General features: G+C 68.2%; 15 protein-coding genes. 4 read left to right on the top strand and 11 right to left on the bottom strand.

Annotated features, from left to right (window positions below):
* Positions 1-144 precede the first annotated feature (144 nt).
* On the top strand, positions 145-1,395 hold the full coding sequence (locus tag G7B69_RS06010; protein WP_166177179.1) for a hypothetical protein: 1,251 nt from the start codon (positions 145-147) through the stop codon (positions 1,393-1,395).
* 87 nt (positions 1,396-1,482) lie between these two features.
* On the opposite strand, the gene glnA is transcribed toward G7B69_RS06010, so the two are convergent.
* The 5 genes from glnA to G7B69_RS05985 form a co-directional block, all read right to left on the bottom strand.
* Positions 1,483-2,892, bottom strand: a complete 1,410-nt coding sequence (gene glnA, locus G7B69_RS06005) for a type I glutamate--ammonia ligase (protein ID WP_166177177.1) — start codon at positions 2,890-2,892, stop codon at positions 1,483-1,485.
* A 67-nt stretch (positions 2,893-2,959) separates the two neighbouring features.
* Complete coding sequence (locus G7B69_RS06000; protein ID WP_166177175.1) at positions 2,960-3,298, bottom strand: P-II family nitrogen regulator; 339 nt, start codon at positions 3,296-3,298, stop codon at positions 2,960-2,962.
* 252 nt (positions 3,299-3,550) lie between these two features.
* Positions 3,551-4,480: an N-acetyl-gamma-glutamyl-phosphate reductase gene (gene argC, locus G7B69_RS05995; RefSeq protein ID WP_166177173.1), complete on the bottom strand. Its 930-nt coding sequence runs from the start codon at positions 4,478-4,480 to the stop codon at positions 3,551-3,553.
* A complete protein-coding gene (locus G7B69_RS05990) occupies positions 4,480-4,836 on the bottom strand; it encodes an SH3 domain-containing protein (RefSeq protein WP_243415045.1) in 357 nt (118 codons plus the stop codon). The genes argC and G7B69_RS05990 overlap by 1 nt, the downstream gene beginning before the upstream one ends.
* Before the next feature lie 70 nt (positions 4,837-4,906).
* A complete protein-coding gene (locus tag G7B69_RS05985) occupies positions 4,907-6,289 on the bottom strand; it encodes a leucyl aminopeptidase family protein (protein ID WP_166177171.1) in 1,383 nt (460 codons plus the stop codon).
* A 57-nt stretch (positions 6,290-6,346) separates the two neighbouring features.
* Between G7B69_RS05985 and G7B69_RS05980 the strand changes: the two genes are divergently transcribed.
* Together G7B69_RS05980 and map are read left to right on the top strand one after the other, a co-directional pair.
* Entirely contained in the window at positions 6,347-7,186 is an 840-nt protein-coding gene (locus G7B69_RS05980) for a DUF4163 domain-containing protein (RefSeq protein WP_166177169.1), read from the top strand.
* 39 nt (positions 7,187-7,225) lie between these two features.
* Positions 7,226-8,050: a type I methionyl aminopeptidase gene (gene map, locus G7B69_RS05975; RefSeq protein ID WP_166177167.1), complete on the top strand. Its 825-nt coding sequence runs from the start codon at positions 7,226-7,228 to the stop codon at positions 8,048-8,050.
* A 6-nt stretch (positions 8,051-8,056) separates the two neighbouring features.
* Here map and G7B69_RS05970 read toward each other — a convergent pair whose 3' ends face one another.
* From G7B69_RS05970 to ccmA, 3 genes are all read right to left on the bottom strand, one after another.
* Positions 8,057-8,461: a DUF6152 family protein gene (locus tag G7B69_RS05970; protein WP_166177165.1), complete on the bottom strand. Its 405-nt coding sequence runs from the start codon at positions 8,459-8,461 to the stop codon at positions 8,057-8,059.
* Positions 8,462-8,536: 75 nt separating this feature from the next.
* Positions 8,537-9,196: a heme exporter protein CcmB gene (locus G7B69_RS05965; protein ID WP_166177163.1), complete on the bottom strand. Its 660-nt coding sequence runs from the start codon at positions 9,194-9,196 to the stop codon at positions 8,537-8,539.
* Entirely contained in the window at positions 9,193-9,768 is a 576-nt protein-coding gene (ccmA, locus tag G7B69_RS05960; RefSeq protein WP_166177161.1) for a heme ABC exporter ATP-binding protein CcmA, read from the bottom strand. The genes G7B69_RS05965 and ccmA overlap by 4 nt, the downstream gene beginning before the upstream one ends.
* A gap of 73 nt (positions 9,769-9,841) precedes the next feature.
* Between ccmA and G7B69_RS05955 the strand changes: the two genes are divergently transcribed.
* On the top strand, positions 9,842-10,132 hold the full coding sequence (locus G7B69_RS05955) for a 4a-hydroxytetrahydrobiopterin dehydratase (protein WP_166177159.1): 291 nt from the start codon (positions 9,842-9,844) through the stop codon (positions 10,130-10,132).
* A 298-nt stretch (positions 10,133-10,430) separates the two neighbouring features.
* On the opposite strand, the gene G7B69_RS05950 is transcribed toward G7B69_RS05955, so the two are convergent.
* From G7B69_RS05950 to G7B69_RS05940, 3 genes are read right to left on the bottom strand one after another with little or no spacing between them, the layout of a single operon-like run.
* Positions 10,431-11,246, bottom strand: coding sequence for an SDR family oxidoreductase (locus tag G7B69_RS05950; RefSeq protein WP_166177157.1), 816 nt, complete (start codon positions 11,244-11,246; stop codon positions 10,431-10,433).
* A gap of 14 nt (positions 11,247-11,260) precedes the next feature.
* Positions 11,261-12,139: a pirin family protein gene (locus tag G7B69_RS05945; protein ID WP_166177155.1), complete on the bottom strand. Its 879-nt coding sequence runs from the start codon at positions 12,137-12,139 to the stop codon at positions 11,261-11,263.
* A complete protein-coding gene (locus G7B69_RS05940) occupies positions 12,136-14,073 on the bottom strand; it encodes a S9 family peptidase (protein ID WP_166177153.1) in 1,938 nt (645 codons plus the stop codon). The genes G7B69_RS05945 and G7B69_RS05940 overlap by 4 nt, the downstream gene beginning before the upstream one ends.
* Positions 14,074-14,098: the final 25 nt, after the last annotated feature.

The raw sequence follows: 14,098 nt of genomic DNA, 5'->3' as shown, positions 1-14,098 counted from the left end.
AAAGGCCCCAATGGGATGCCCCGCTTGCCGGATTTGGCCCAAGCCAGGCGCCGCCGCGCCGCCCCAGTTGGTAAATGACCGGAGTTCCAGTGAGTGGTATAGACGCTAGCCACGACGGGTCGCCGTTGTGGAGGGGAATTCCAAATGAAGCACTCTGTTCGCCGAGCGGCGTACCTGGGTACCGCACTGGTTGCCGGTCTCGCCGCCATGCCGGCCTCCACCCAGCAGGCCGCCGGGCCGATCGCGCGTTACACGATGGATGCGGGGACCGTGTCCGGGATGGCCGCGATGGGCGCGGGGGGCGGCAACCCGCTGGCGATGTTGCGTGGCGGAGCGGGCGGGGCGATGCACGAGCTCCAGCTGCGACTCGGATCCTCTCGGGCCGCGACCGGAGCGCCAGCAGCCGATCACTTCATGCCGGCAGGGGCCGGGCTCGGCCCTTCGGTGCCGCTGATCACTCCGGTGAATCAGAGCGCCCCCAGCGGCCCCGCCGAAAGGCCGCAGCAGGGACAGTTGCCGAGCGGCAAGCTGTACCTCTTCTGGGGTTGCGGCGAGCACGCTACGGCCGGCCAGCCGGTGGTGATCGATTTCGCCAAGATGGCCAAGGGTCAGATGCCGCCGGGCCTGTACGCCGCCGCGGCCAGCGCGGCCGACGATTGGCGGGTGAACCAGGCCAACAGCAAGACTTTCGGCGAATGGCCCAACAGCCGCAACGCGAAGCAAGTCCCGTCGTCGGCTTCGCTGCGCGGTGACCATCGGATCGCCGGCAACTACTCGCCCGAGATCGCTTTCAAGCTCGACCGTGACTTCATGCCGGCGCTGCAGCCGAAGTCCTCTACCCTTGCGAGCGGCGCCTTCGGCCTGACTTGGAACGGCCTGCCCGAAGCGACCGGCTATTACGCCTGGGCGATGGGCGCCAGGGACATGGGCCGCAACGGCGCGGCCGAGATGGTCTGGTGGACGTCCTCGGCCACGCAGCAGTTCGGCGGCTCGCTGCAGGACTGGCTCTCACCGGCTACCGTGGCCAAGCTGGTCGCCGCCCGGACGGTGATGGCGCCGAGCCAGACGAGCTGCTCGATCCCCGCGGAAGTGCGCAAGCTGGGCGGCGACAACATGATGCTCAACCTCTACGCCTACGGGCCGCAGAGCGACTTCGCTTTTCCGCCGCGCCCGGCGAACGCCAAGCTCGCCTGGAAGCCCGAGTGGATCGCGCGGGTGCGTTTCCGCGCGAACGCCATGACGATCCTCGGAATGCCGGACATGGGCGGCTTCGACACCTCGGATGAGGATGGCGATGAGACGGAGCGCAGCCGGCCTTCGCAGCAAAGCGGCAAGCCCAAGTGCCCCGGCGGGCTCAAGGGAGTCGCGATGCGCGCGGCGGGGGCGTGCGGTTGATTCAACCGACGCGCTGAAAGAGAAAGGGCGCCCGGATCGCTCCGGACGCCCTTCTCTTTGCGCGCGGACTAGCGCGCGGACCAGCGATCAGGCGCTGTAGTACATGTCGAATTCGACCGGGCTGGGGGTGGTTTCCCAGCGGCTGACGTCTTCCCATTTCAATTCGAGGTAGCTCTCGATCTGGTCCATCGTGAACACGTCGCCCTTGAGCAGGAACTCGTGGTCCGCCTGGAGCGATTCGAGCGCTTCGCGGAGCGAACCGCAGACGGTCGGCACCTCGGCCAGCTCGGCCGGGGGCAGATCGTAGAGGTTCTTGTCCATTGCCTCGCCCGGATGGATCTTGTTCTGCACCCCGTCGAGACCGGCCATCAGCATCGCGGCATAGGCGAGGTACGGGTTGGCGAGAGCATCGGGGAAGCGGAACTCGACGCGCTTGGCCTTCTCACCGGCACCGTAGGGAATGCGGCACGAGGCCGAACGGTTGCGCGCCGAATAGGCGAGCAGCACCGGCGCTTCGAAGCCCGGCACCAGCCGCTTGTAGCTGTTGGTGGTCGGATTGGTGAAGGCATTGAGCGCCTTGGCGTGCTTGATCACGCCGCCAATGAAATAGAGGCACATGTCCGACAGCCCGGCATAGCCGTTGCCGGCGAACAGCGGCTTGCCCTTGTCCCAGATCGACATGTGAGTGTGCATGCCGCTGCCGTTATCCTGCTTGATCGGCTTGGGCATGAAAGTCGCCGTCTTGCCGTAGGCATGGGCGACCTGGTGCACGACGTACTTGTAGATCTGCATGCGGTCGGCGGTCTGGGTAAGCGTACCGAAGGTGAGGCCCAGCTCGTGCTGGGCGGCGGCCACCTCGTGGTGGTGCTTGTCGCACGGCAGGCCCATCTCGAGCATCGTGCTGACCATCTCGCCGCGGATGTCCATCGCGCTGTCTACCGGGGCGACCGGGAAGTAGCCGCCCTTGGCGCGCGGACGGTGCGCCATGTTGCCGCCTTCGATCTCTGCGCCGGTGTTGGTCGGCAGCTCGATGTCGTCGATCTGGAAGCCCGAGCCGGCGTAGCCGTCCTCGAAGCGAACGTCGTCGAACATGAAGAACTCGGCCTCCGGGCCGACGTAGACGGTGTCGCCGAGGCCGGTGGTCTTGAGATAGTTTTCGGCCCGCTTCGCGGTCGTGCGCGGGTCACGCGCGTACCAGTCGCCGGTCGACGGTTCGACGATGTCGCAGAACACGATCATCATCGGGGTCGCGCTGAAGGGGTCCATGTAGACTTCGGTGAGGTCGGGCTTGAGGATCATGTCGGATTCGTTGATCACCTTCCAGCCGGCGATCGACGAGCCGTCGAACATCAGGCCTTCCTCGAGCTGGTCCTCATCGAGCGCCGAGGCGACCATCGAGAGGTGCTGCCATTTGCCTTTGGGATCGGTGAAGCGAAGATCGACCCATTCGATCTCCTCGTCCTTGATCCGCTTCACGATGTCCTTTGCGGTGGGCATGGTCTTCCTTCCTTGAGCGTAGAGCCTGGTGTGGTTGTGGACCGCGACGGCGCCGCGGCCGGGAAATTCAGATCGCCGCGTCGTCCTTCTCGCCGGTGCGGATGCGCAGGGCGGTGTCGATCGTCGACACGAAGATCTTGCCGTCGCCGATGCGCCCGGTCTGGGCGGCGTTCGCGATGGCCTCGACCACCCGTTCCGCCTGGCCGTCGGGAACGACGACCTCGAGCTTCACCTTGGGCAGGAAGTCGACGACGTACTCGGCGCCACGATAGAGCTCGGTGTGGCCCTTCTGGCGGCCGAAGCCCTTCGCCTCGGTCACCGTGATGCCCGAAACGCCGACTTCGTGCAGCGCTTCCTTCACCTCGTCGAGCTTGAACGGCTTGATGATGGCTTCGATCTTTTTCACGTGACCCCTGCGAGTAAAGCCGGCGCCGCATCCCCTCCTCGGGCTGCGGGCCGGACGATCCGTGTTTTCCCGGCACTCATGCTTCAAGAATCGTGCCAAGGCGTGACGGGGGAGAGGTAGACAATCGCGTGGCCTCGGGAAAGGGCGGAATCGCACAATTCCGCGCCCGCCGTGGGCGTCGGCGCAACTATCGTGCGCGCCGCTGCGAATTGGTTGCTTAGAAAGCGGGCAGGCGTGCCCAGCAAGCGGGCATCACAGCCTGAGGCCAGCCGTTTCGTCGAGTCCCGCCATCAGGTTGAGCGATTGCACCGCCGCTCCGCTGGCGCCCTTGCCGAGATTGTCGAGCAGCGCGACGAGCCGCGCCTGGCTGCCGTCAGCGGAGGCGAACACGAACAGCTCCATCCGGTCTGACGGTTCGCGCGAGCGGCGCAGCAGGATCTCGCCGAACAGGGGCTCCTCGCCCATCGTGATGATGCGGCTGCCGGCGTAGAATTCGGTCAGGGCAAACCGCAGCGTTTCCGCGCTGGCGGCGCGCGCCATGGCCGCGAGGGGGAGGGGGATTTCCGTGACCATCCCACGGTGGGCCGGGATAACCGCGGGCGAGAAAATCGGAGGAATGGCCAGCCCGCAGCACTGCTGCATTTCGGGCACGTGCTTGTGGCCGAGCCCCAGCGCATAGCCGCGCCAGGCGATATCGTGGTCGCCCTCAAAGCGCTCGATCAGGGTCTTGCCCCCGCCCGAATAGCCGGAGACGGCGTTGCAGGTGTACGGCCAGTCTGCAGGGAGAAGCCCGGCGGCGACGAGCGGCGCAAGCAGGGCGATGAATCCGGTCGAATAACAGCCCGGGTTCGACACCCGCGCCGCCTGCGCCACGGTGTCGCGGCCGACGAGCTCGGGAAAGCCGAACACCCAGCCCGGCGCCACGCGATGCGCCGAGGAGGCGTCGATCACCCGCACCCGGCTGCCGGGCTCGATCAACGTAACCGCCTCGCGGGCGGCGTCGTCGGGCAGGCAGAGGATCGCGAAGTCCGCCGCATTGAGCGCCTCGGCGCGCGCGGCCGGTTCCTTGCGCCGGGCGTCGTCGAGCGCGACCAGATCGAATTCGGACCGCCCGTGCAGCCGCTCGCGAATCTCCAGCCCGGTGGTCCCGGCAGCACCGTCGATGAACACCGTCCGGGCCATCAGACGAGCGGCTCCAGCCGGTCGAGCAGCACGTAGCCGACGGGTCCTTCGAGCGAGAGGCAACCCCAGGCCCACACCCCGATAACGTCGAGAACCTCGAAACTGTCGCCTTCCAACAGGGTGCACAGTTCTTCCGCTCCGCCATCGCTGCTGGCCAGCAGGGGAGCGCCGCCGGGCAGGACCGTGCGCGGCTGCGGCACGGCGTAGTGCGGCACGAAGTACTTTCCGGCGAGGCCGATGTGCGCAAGGTCGCCCCTCAGCGGCATCGAGCCGTCGGCGCGCGCGACCGGGCCGGCGAGGGCGAAAGGCCCTTGCGCGCGCTTGTGCCAGGAAGTGATATCGGACGTATCTGCCAAAGGGTGTCTCGCTACGCGGCGGCGTTAGACTGCCCCCGCACATGGGGCAAGCGGTGGGCGGGGAGTGTCGTCAGCCGAAGCGTCGCTGCAACATCCACCACGAGGCGCGCAGGCCGAGCGCCGCGCCGCCCTTGGCGCGGCCGGGCTTGGGATTCGGGCGCCAAGCGAACGTGTCGAAATGTGCCCAGTCGATGCCTTCTCCGACGAACTTGTCGAGGAACAGCGCGGCCACGCTCGAGCCGGCGAAGGCGTTCGTGTGGGCGTTGTTGGTGTCGGCGATGTCGGACTTCAACCAATCGGCATAGGGTTCGTGGAGCGGGAGGCGCCAGACCGGATCGTCGCTTTCCTTGCCCGCTGCGATGAGCGCCTCGGCGGTCCCGTCGTCGCGGGTGAACAGGGCGGGAAGGTCGGGCCCGAGCGCGACCCGCGCGGCGCCGGTGAGAGTGGCGAAATCGACGATCAGCTCGGGCTTGCCTTCGCTCGCCAGCGCGAGCGCGTCGGCGAGGACCAGGCGGCCCTCGGCGTCGGTGTTGCCGATCTCCACGGTCAGGCCCTTGCGGCTCCGGAGCACGTCGCCGGGGCGGAAGGCGTTGCCGGCGATCGCGTTCTCGACCGCCGGGATCAGCAACTGCAGCCGCACCTTGAGCCCGGCGCCCATGACCAGGCCGGCGAGCGCCAGCGCGTGCGCCGCGCCGCCCATGTCCTTCTTCATCAGCAGCATGCCGGCCGAAGGCTTGATGTCGAGCCCGCCCGAATCGAAGCACACGCCCTTGCCGATGATTGCCAGCTTCGGCGCCTTGGCGTCGCCCCAGTCGAGCTCGATCATCCGCGGCGCGTGGCTGCGTGCGGCGGCGCGGCCGACGGCGTGAACCATCGGGAATTCCTGTTCCAGCGCATCGCCGCGGGTGACCTTGACCTTCGCGCCGTGCTGCTTGGCCAGCGCCTCGACCGCGGCTTCGAGCGCGGCCGGGCCCATGTCCTCGGCCGGCGTGTTGACGAGGTCCTGGACCAGGAACACAGCCTGCGCCTCGGCCTCGGCGGCGGCGATCCTGCCGGCCTCCTTGGTCAGCAGGACGCGCGGGCCGACCGGGTCCTTCTCCTCGCGATAGCGGGTGAAACGGTATTGCGCGGTCTGCCAGCCGTGAAGTGCGGCGCCCGGCTCTCCCTCGGCGCGGCGATAGGTTCCGGCCGGCAGCGATTCGGCCAGCTTGGCCATGCACCAGCTCGACAGCTCCGCGGGATCGGCGACCCCGCCGACGGCGAACCAGCGCTCACCATCGGGCACGATGCCGACCTGGTAACCGCCGCCGTCGAACTTCTGCGCCGCCAGCGCCGCCCGCTGCGCGGTGCTGAGATTCTTGACCCATGTTTCGAACCCCTCCTTGTTGACAAGGTGGATCGGGATCGCTTCCTGCCCGCGATCCGGCTGGATAAGGTCGGTTCTGTCGCTCATAAGCGCCCCCTAGGGTTCGCGCCGCCGGGCCTCAACAGTTTTGGTTCGGAGTCACTGATGTCGCTGCGCTCGTTTTCGCCCATGCTGTGCCTCGTTCTCGCGGCCTGCCAGGGGGGCAGCGATACACCCGCAGCGCCGCAACCCACCGCCACCGCCACCGCCACCGCGACCGCTTCCGCCACGCCCACGGCCAGCGCCACCGCCAGCGTAACCGGCGCGCCGACCGGCGCCAACGAGGTCAAGGAAACCAACGACCTTTACAGCTTCGCTTATTCCTGGCCCGCGGCGGCGGGGAACATCCCCGCGCTGGCGCAGCGGCTCGAAGGCCAGCTCGAGAAGAGCAAGCAGGAGCTCATCGACAGCGCCAACAAGGGCAAGGAAGAGGCGGAGAGCAACGGCTTCCCCTACAACACCTACTACTTCTCCGAAAAATGGAATGTCGTGGCGAACCTTCCGGGCTGGCTCAGCCTGACCGGCGACTTCTCGACTTACACCGGCGGCGCGCATGGAAACTACGGACGCGAGACGATCGTGTGGGACAAGAAAGTCGGCCGCGGCTTCCCGGCGATCGAGATGTTCACCTCGCCCAAGGCGCTCGGGGATGCGCTGGGCAAGAAGCTGTGCGCGGCGCTGGACGCCGAGCGGGCCAAGCGGCGCAAGGGCCAGCCCAGGGGCATGGGACTGCCCGAGTTCGACAAGTGCGTCGGCGTCGACGAGGCGACGGTGCTGGTCGGCTCGTCGAACGGGCGCACGTTCAACCGCGTCGGCGTGTGGTTCGGACCCTACGTGGCCGGTCCCTATGCCGAAGGCGCCTACGAGCTGACCTTCGGGGTCGACAAGGCGGTCCTCGGCGCGGTGAAGCCGACTTACGAGCCGGCGTTCTCGCGGGTCCGCTGAACCCTCGCAATTTCGCCGCCGGCTCGCTACATGGACCCCATGACGCAATACCAGCACGTTACTTCCGCCGACACCGTCCTGCGCGACGGGACGATCAAGCTCCATGGGCCCGAAGGGTTCGAGGGCATGCGCAAGGCCGGGCGGCTGGCGGCCGAAATCCTCGACGAGATGGCCAACCGGGTGCAGCCCGGCGTCTCCACCGAAGAGCTCGACCGGGTGGTCCGCGAGATGACGCTGGACGGCGGCGCGGTGCCGGCGACGCTCGGCTATCGCGGCTACGCCCACTCCTGCTGCATCTCGATCAACCATGTGGTGTGCCACGGCATTCCTTCGCCCAAGGTCCTCAAGGACGGCGACATCGTCAACATCGACGTCACCCCGCTGCTCGACGGCTGGCACGGCGACACCAGCCGGATGTACCTCGTCGGCGACGTGCCGCTGAAGGCGCGTCGGCTGGTCGAGGTCACGCACGAGTGCATGATGCTCGGCATCGCCCAGGCCCGGCCCGGCGCGCGGCTGGGCGACATCGGCGCGGCGATCCAGGCCCATGCCGAGGCGCACCGCTACGGCGTGGTGCGCGAGTTCTGCGGCCACGGCCTCGGCCGCCTGTTCCACGACGCGCCCGAGGTGGTCCACGCCGCGCAGTCCGGCACCGGGCCCGAGCTACGCCCAGGCATGTTCATGACCATCGAGCCGATGATCAACCTCGGCAAGCCGTGGGTGAAGCTGCTATCCGACGGCTGGACCGCGGTGACCCGCGACAAGAGCCTGTCGGCGCAGTTCGAGCACTCGATCGGGATTACCGAGGACGGCTGCGAGATCTTCACGCTGAGCCCGAAGGGGCTGGATAAGCCGCCCTATTGAGCGGCCTTACCCTCCGGGGAGTGGAGTCGGGCCGGGCGGCATCCACAGCGCGACCGCGCTGCCGTCGGCATGGCGCATCGAACTGAGTCGCGCGTAGTGCGTCCCGTTGCGGGCGGGCCAGCCCTCCACTTTCAGCTCTTCGCCCGCCTTTATGCTCTGCGCGGTCCAGCCATTGGCGGCGAGGGAACCGGCCGAGGTAGTCTCCACGTGCCATTCCTGCGTTTGGCCGTTAGGACCGGTGACGGCGAGCATAATGAACGAATGAGGATTGATGAACTGGAACTCGGTCACGCGACCGCTGAGCTTGACCGTCCTGTTGCGGTCGAACGCGCTGTCGAATGAATGATGCGCAGCCACCGGTATCGCGGAGAGCATTCCGGCCAGGCCGAGAGCGAACGCCATGCCTTTCATCACGCCGTCTCCCAATGTTGTCGTCTCCGACGATACACCCACTCGCCGGTTTGCACAAATCTGGCGACCATCTTCCTAACCCTCCCGCGCAGCCCTGATCGCCGCGCCTCCCGCGAACGGGGTGATCGCGCACAGCAGCAGGCTGATCGCGGCGGTGAGGGCTAGGCCGCTCGCGCCGCCGGTCGAAAGCGCGCCGGCGCCGAAGATCAGCAGCGGCACGGCGAGCGGGATCAGCAGCAGGCCGGCGAGCGCCGCTCCGGCGCGCAAGCTGACGGTCAGCGCGGCGATGATCAGGCCGATCGCGGCGAGGCCGGGGGTGCCGGCAAGGAGCCCCCACTCGACCGTGCGCAGCGTGTCGGCGTGCAAGCCCAGCAGCGCGGCGGCGGGCAGGGCGGCGAGCATCAGCGGCGGGCCGAAGCTGAGCCAGTGGGCGACGAGGCGCACCGCCACCACCGCTTCCTCGGCGATGCCGCGCACGGCGAACTGGTCGAACATGCCTTGCTCTAGGTCGGGCGCGAGCAGGCGGTCGAGCGGCAGGATCGCGGCGAGCAGCGCGGCGACCCACACGATCCCGCCGCCGGCTTTCGCCAGCAGCACCGGGTCCGGTCCGACCGCGAACGGGAACAGCATCGCCGTCGCCACGAAGAACAGCACCGGCAGCAATGCTCCGCCGCGCCGCCCGCCGCCGAACATCTGCGCGAGGTCGCGCCGCAGGAGGACGCCGAGCGCGCTCATGGCGCGTAGTCCGCAATGGCCAGCGTCTTCAGGCCGGGCAGCGCGAACGGCTGGTGCGACGCGACGAGGGCGATGCCGCCGGCCTGGCAATGGCCGGCGACAAGCTGTTCGCATCCGCGCGCCATGTCGGCGTCGAGGCCGTTGAGCGGCTCGTCGAGCAGCCAGACCGCCGCTTGCTGGCCGAGCAAGCGGGCGAGCGCGGCGCGCTTGCGCTGGCCGGTCGAAAGGTAGCGCACCGGCACGTCGAGCAGGTCGCCGAGGCCGAGGTTCGGCGCTGGAGGCGAGGGCGCATCGATCCGCGCCCAGAATTCGAGCGCCCGGCCGAGCGGCAAGTGCTCGTCGAGGGCGGGGCGTTCGTCGATCAGCCCGATCGCGCCGCTCCGCTCGACCGTCCCCGCGAACGGCCCGAGTAGCCCGGCGAGGATCCGCAGCAGGCTCGACTTGCCGGTCCCGTTCGGCCCAACCACCTGCAGCACTTCGCCCGCCTTCAGCTCGAACGACAGGCCGCGGAACAGCACCCGCTCGCCGCGGCGGCAGGCGAGGTCGTTCACGGCGAGGCGGCACCCTTCCATCCGCGCGAGCGTTAGGCCAAGGAACAATGAGCGACAATCCTTCGACAAGCTCAGGATGAGCGGGAGTAATGGAATGGCTGTGCCGCAACTGACCGAAGCCCAGCGCGGCGAAGCGCTCGCGCGCCTTCCCGAATGGACCTTGCGCGACGACAAGCTGGCGATCGTCCGCCGGTTCAAGTTCGCCGACTTTAGCGGGGCCTTCGCCTTCATGACCCGCGTGGCGCTGATCGCCGAGAAGCGCGACCACCATCCCGAGTGGACGAACGTCTACAACCGGGTCGAGATCACCCTCACCACCCACGACGCCGGCGGCCTCTCGCAGCGCGACGTGGAGATGGCCGCGGCTATCGACGGACTCGCCTGAGTTCATGCCGGCCCGGCTGCCGGAATGGCCGAGCGAGGTGCGGATTCGAGGGTGACACTTTACGGACCCTGTCACCCTGGTGTCGCCCTGGAAACGACGCATTTTCGCGGTTTTCGGCGCCGGGTGGCGGGTGACACATTGCGCCGGAAAAATACTTCCGGCGCCGCCGCGACGCCCATTCTTCCGAGACAGGATCGACGGGCAAAAAGGGAGGCGAGCAGAGGACGGCATCGCGCGAACATAAACGGAACAAATCCGTGTAGGAAAGCGAATTCAGCCCCTCGTTCTCCAACAAAAGCTAGCGCTTCGTCCGCTCGTGCGCCTCGGCCAGCAGGCGCGAGCGCTTGCGCAGCGCGCCGGGCGCCCACTTCGCCAGCAGCCGCATCTTGCGCGCGCTCTTGCCGACGACGTGGTGGAGCTGCTCGCCGGTCACCGCTCGCCACGCCGCTTCGGCGACTTCCTCGACCGGGGTGAACTCCAGTCCCGCCTCGACCACCGCCTCGCGGATGATCGCGTTGCGCTTGCGGTTGGGGGTGTTCTGCAGCAGCGGCGTGTCGATGAAGCTCGGCATCAACGAGCGCACGCGGATGCCGTCGGGCGCCCATTCGGCGTCGAGCGATTCGGTCAGCGACCGCACGCCGGCCTTGCAGGCGCCGTAGAGGCTCTGGTTGGCCATGCCGTAGAGCGCTGCGGCGCTGGCGGTGTTGACCAGGCACGAGCCCGGCGCGCTCGCCTTGAGGTAGGGGTAGGCCGCCTGCGCGCCGTAGATCACGCCCTTGAGATTGACGTCGAGGATGCGGTCGATCTCGTCCTGCTCGTATTCCTCCAGCGGACCGCCGAGCGAGATGCCGGCGTTGTTGGCGACGACGTCGATCCGCCCGCCCGCGGCGACCGAGACGATCCGCAACGCCTCGTCCCACGCCGCCCGGTCGGCGACGTCGAATACGTGGCTGTAGGCGAACCCGCCGGGCATCAGCGCCTCGGTCTCGGCCATGCCGGCTTCGCTCACGTCGCCGAGGCCGACGAACCAGCCGGCGTGCGCGAAACGAATGGCGATCGCCCGTCCGATGCCCGAGCCGCCGCCGGTTACGAAGATCGTCTTGCGCACCGCCACCGCCGCTGTCCCCCTTATTGCCCCACGTCGACCAGCTTGCCGGTACCCTGAAACTTGCCCGCCTGGTAGTCGGCGATGGCCTGGTGGATTTCGGCCTCGCTGTTCATCACGAACGGGCCGTGCGCGACCACCCGCTCGCCGATCGGGTCGGCATGGCCGAACAGCAGCGTGGCGCCGTCCGCTCCCGCGGTGACGGCGACGGCGTCTCCGTCGTCGTTCAAGCGCACGAGGTTCCACCGCTCCACCGCCGTGCCGCCGACCGAAACCTTCCCGCGCGCCACGTAGAGGAACACCGACCGCCCGCGCGGCGCCGGCAGCTCGGCCGCGCCCCCGGGGGTGAGGTGCACCACCGCCATGAACACTCCGGTCAGCGGATGGATCGGTCCCTCGGCATCGCCGAAGCGGCCGGAAACCAGCGCCAGCCCGCCCGCACCGCCAGGCAGCGGAACGACGGGAATCTGGTCCGCCTGCACACCCGAATAGCGAGGGCTGGTCATCTTCAATCGGGAGGGCAGGTTGACCCATAGCTGGAGGATCTCCAGCGGCCCGCCGTCGCGCTTGAACTCGGGCGGCGAGACTTCGGCGTGCACCAGGCCGGAGCCCGCGGTCATCCACTGCACGCCGCCGGCCTCGATCACGCTCTCGTGCCCGCCGCTGTCGTAGTGGGCGAGGGTGCCCTCGAGGATGAAGGTCACCGTCTCGAACCCGCGATGGGGGTGCGGCCCGAACGGCAGGCCGCGGTTGCCCGGCGCGTAGGTCTGCGGTCCGTGGTGGTTGAGGAACAGGAACGGATCGACCTGTGGCACTCCCGGCCCGGGGACGGGGCGGCGCGTGACGAGGTCGGCAATGTCGTCGCGATGGGCGGGATGGAGGCTGGCGACCGTGCGCGTCATTCTACCAGTTCTCCGCCGGTCTTGATCTGCGCGGTCGATTTCTCGACCTCGCCGTCGAATGCCTCGGCCCGTCCGCCGAGCACCGTGGCGAGGAATTGCTCGGTGATCGCCGTGAACGCAATGTTGTTCTCGGGCCGGTGGAAGCCGTGACCTTCGTCGGGAAACACCACGTAAGTCACCGGGATGCCGTGCTTCTCCATCGCTGCGACGATCTGGTCGCTCTCGCTCTGCTTGACGCGGGGATCGTTGGCGCCCTGGCCGATCAGCAGCGGGCGGCAGATCCTGTCGGCCTTGTGAAGCGGGCTGCGGTCCTTGAGCAGCTGCAGGCCCTCGGGCGTGTTCGGATTGCCCATCCGTTCATGGAACTGCTTGACCATCGGCGCCCAGTAGGGGGGAATCGTTGCGAGCAGGGTCTCGAGGTTCGACGGGCCGACGATGTCGACCCCGCAGGCGAATACTTCGGGGGTGAAGGTCAGGCCGACCAGCGTGGCGTAGCCGCCGTAGCTGCCGCCCATGATCGCCACCTTGTCCTGCTGCGCGATGCGCTGCGCCACGCACCAGTCGACCGCGTCGATCAGGTCGTCGTGCATCGCCGCGCCCCATTCGAGGTTGCTGGCGTTGACGAAGCCCTTGCCGAACCCCGTCGAGCCGCGGAAATTGACCGAAAGCACCGCATAGCCGCGGTTGGCGAGCAGCTGGTGCATGCGGTTGAAGCCGTAGCCGTCGCGCGCCCAGGGGCCGCCGTGAACGAGCAGGACCATCGGCGCGGGGCTCGGCGGGCGATCGCCCTCGCTCCTCGGCGGCAGGGTCAGGTAGCTCACCAGCGTCAATCCGTCGCGCGCGGGGATTTCGAGCGGGTGCATCGGCTGGAGCGGCGCGCCTTCGAGCTCGGGCCGGGTGACGTAAAGCTCTTCCAGCGTGCCCGCCGTGCGATCGTAGAGCAGCGCGCGGGTCGGGCCGGTCACCGGATCGTGCCAGACGAGCCACTTGTCGTCGGCATCGGTGCGCGACTGCACGCCGAACTCGCCGTCGAGCCGTTCGCGCAGGAACGCGAGCGCCTGCCCCATTTCCGGCGTCAGGGCGGTCCATTCGCGCTTCAGGTAATTGGACGAATAGGCCTCGATCTTTCCGGTCAGCGGATGCTGCATGGCGCCGTTGACGTCGGCTCGTTCGTCCGAGGCGATCAGCGTGCGCTCGCCGGTCTCGGTGTTCTCGGCGATCAGCTCGGCGGTGTTACGCCCGCGGCTGTCGATCCAGTAAAGCGTCCGGCCGTCGTTGGTGTAGCCGACGATGCCCGTGGTCATCGAATCCTCGAGCGTCGTGCTGACCTTCGGCGTTTCGGCGACGGTCGAGCCGTCGACCTCGAACAGGTCCATGCCGCCGGCGTCGTTGGGCGCGAGAGCCCAGCGCACGCGCAAGTCGTCATCGGTGGCGAAGCCGGCATACTTGTCGTTCTGCAGCACCAGCGTGAGCTCGCCGCTGTCGAGATTCAGCCGGTGGACGTCGTGGTAGGTGACGTCGCGATTGTTGAGCGCCACCAGCACCTCGTTGCGCAGCTTGGTCGACGAGCCGGCGAACTTGACTCGGGTGTTCTCGAACGGGGTGAGGCAGCGCTCCGCGCCGCTGGCGACGTCGACGGCATAGAGCAGGTAGTTCTCGTCGCCGCCCTTGTCCTGCACGTAGAGGACATAGCGCGAGTCCTGCGACCAGAAGTACTGCGGGATCGGCCGCTCGACGGCGCTGGTCATCCGCCGCGCCTCGCCCGGCTTGCCGAACGGGGCGACGAACACGTTCATCACCCCTTCGTGCGGCGCCATCCAGCCGAGCCACTTCCCGTCGGGGCTGATCGTGCCGCCGCTGCGGACCGGGTTGCCGAACAGCGCTTCGCGGGTGATCAGGGGAACGGACTCGACGGCTTGGGCGGCGGTGGTCATGGCGACTCCTGTAGCTGTGTTATGC

The sequence above is a fragment of the Croceibacterium segetis genome, from assembly GCF_011320115.1.
GTDB classification, from domain to species: Bacteria; Pseudomonadota; Alphaproteobacteria; order Sphingomonadales; family Sphingomonadaceae; genus Croceibacterium_B; species Croceibacterium_B segetis.
The sequence above is the reverse complement of the archived record's forward strand: the minus strand, read 5'-3'. Positions and strand labels throughout refer to the sequence as shown.

Coding starts and splice junctions, on each gene's coding strand:
- G7B69_RS06010 (WP_166177179.1), top strand. CDS start 145: ATGAAGCACTCTGTTCGCCGAGCGGCGTACCTGGGTACCGCACTGGTT.
- glnA (WP_166177177.1), bottom strand. CDS start 2,892: ATGCCCACCGCAAAGGACATCGTGAAGCGGATCAAGGACGAGGAGATC.
- argC (WP_166177173.1), bottom strand. CDS start 4,480: ATGGCCCGGACGGTGTTCATCGACGGTGCTGCCGGGACCACCGGGCTG.
- G7B69_RS05985 (WP_166177171.1), bottom strand. CDS start 6,289: ATGAGCGACAGAACCGACCTTATCCAGCCGGATCGCGGGCAGGAAGCG.
- G7B69_RS05980 (WP_166177169.1), top strand. CDS start 6,347: ATGTCGCTGCGCTCGTTTTCGCCCATGCTGTGCCTCGTTCTCGCGGCC.
- map (WP_166177167.1), top strand. CDS start 7,226: ATGACGCAATACCAGCACGTTACTTCCGCCGACACCGTCCTGCGCGAC.
- G7B69_RS05970 (WP_166177165.1), bottom strand. CDS start 8,461: ATGAAAGGCATGGCGTTCGCTCTCGGCCTGGCCGGAATGCTCTCCGCG.
- G7B69_RS05965 (WP_166177163.1), bottom strand. CDS start 9,196: ATGAGCGCGCTCGGCGTCCTCCTGCGGCGCGACCTCGCGCAGATGTTC.
- ccmA (WP_166177161.1), bottom strand. CDS start 9,768: ATGGAAGGGTGCCGCCTCGCCGTGAACGACCTCGCCTGCCGCCGCGGC.
- G7B69_RS05955 (WP_166177159.1), top strand. CDS start 9,842: ATGGCTGTGCCGCAACTGACCGAAGCCCAGCGCGGCGAAGCGCTCGCG.
- G7B69_RS05945 (WP_166177155.1), bottom strand. CDS start 12,139: ATGACGCGCACGGTCGCCAGCCTCCATCCCGCCCATCGCGACGACATT.
- G7B69_RS05940 (WP_166177153.1), bottom strand. CDS start 14,073: ATGACCACCGCCGCCCAAGCCGTCGAGTCCGTTCCCCTGATCACCCGC.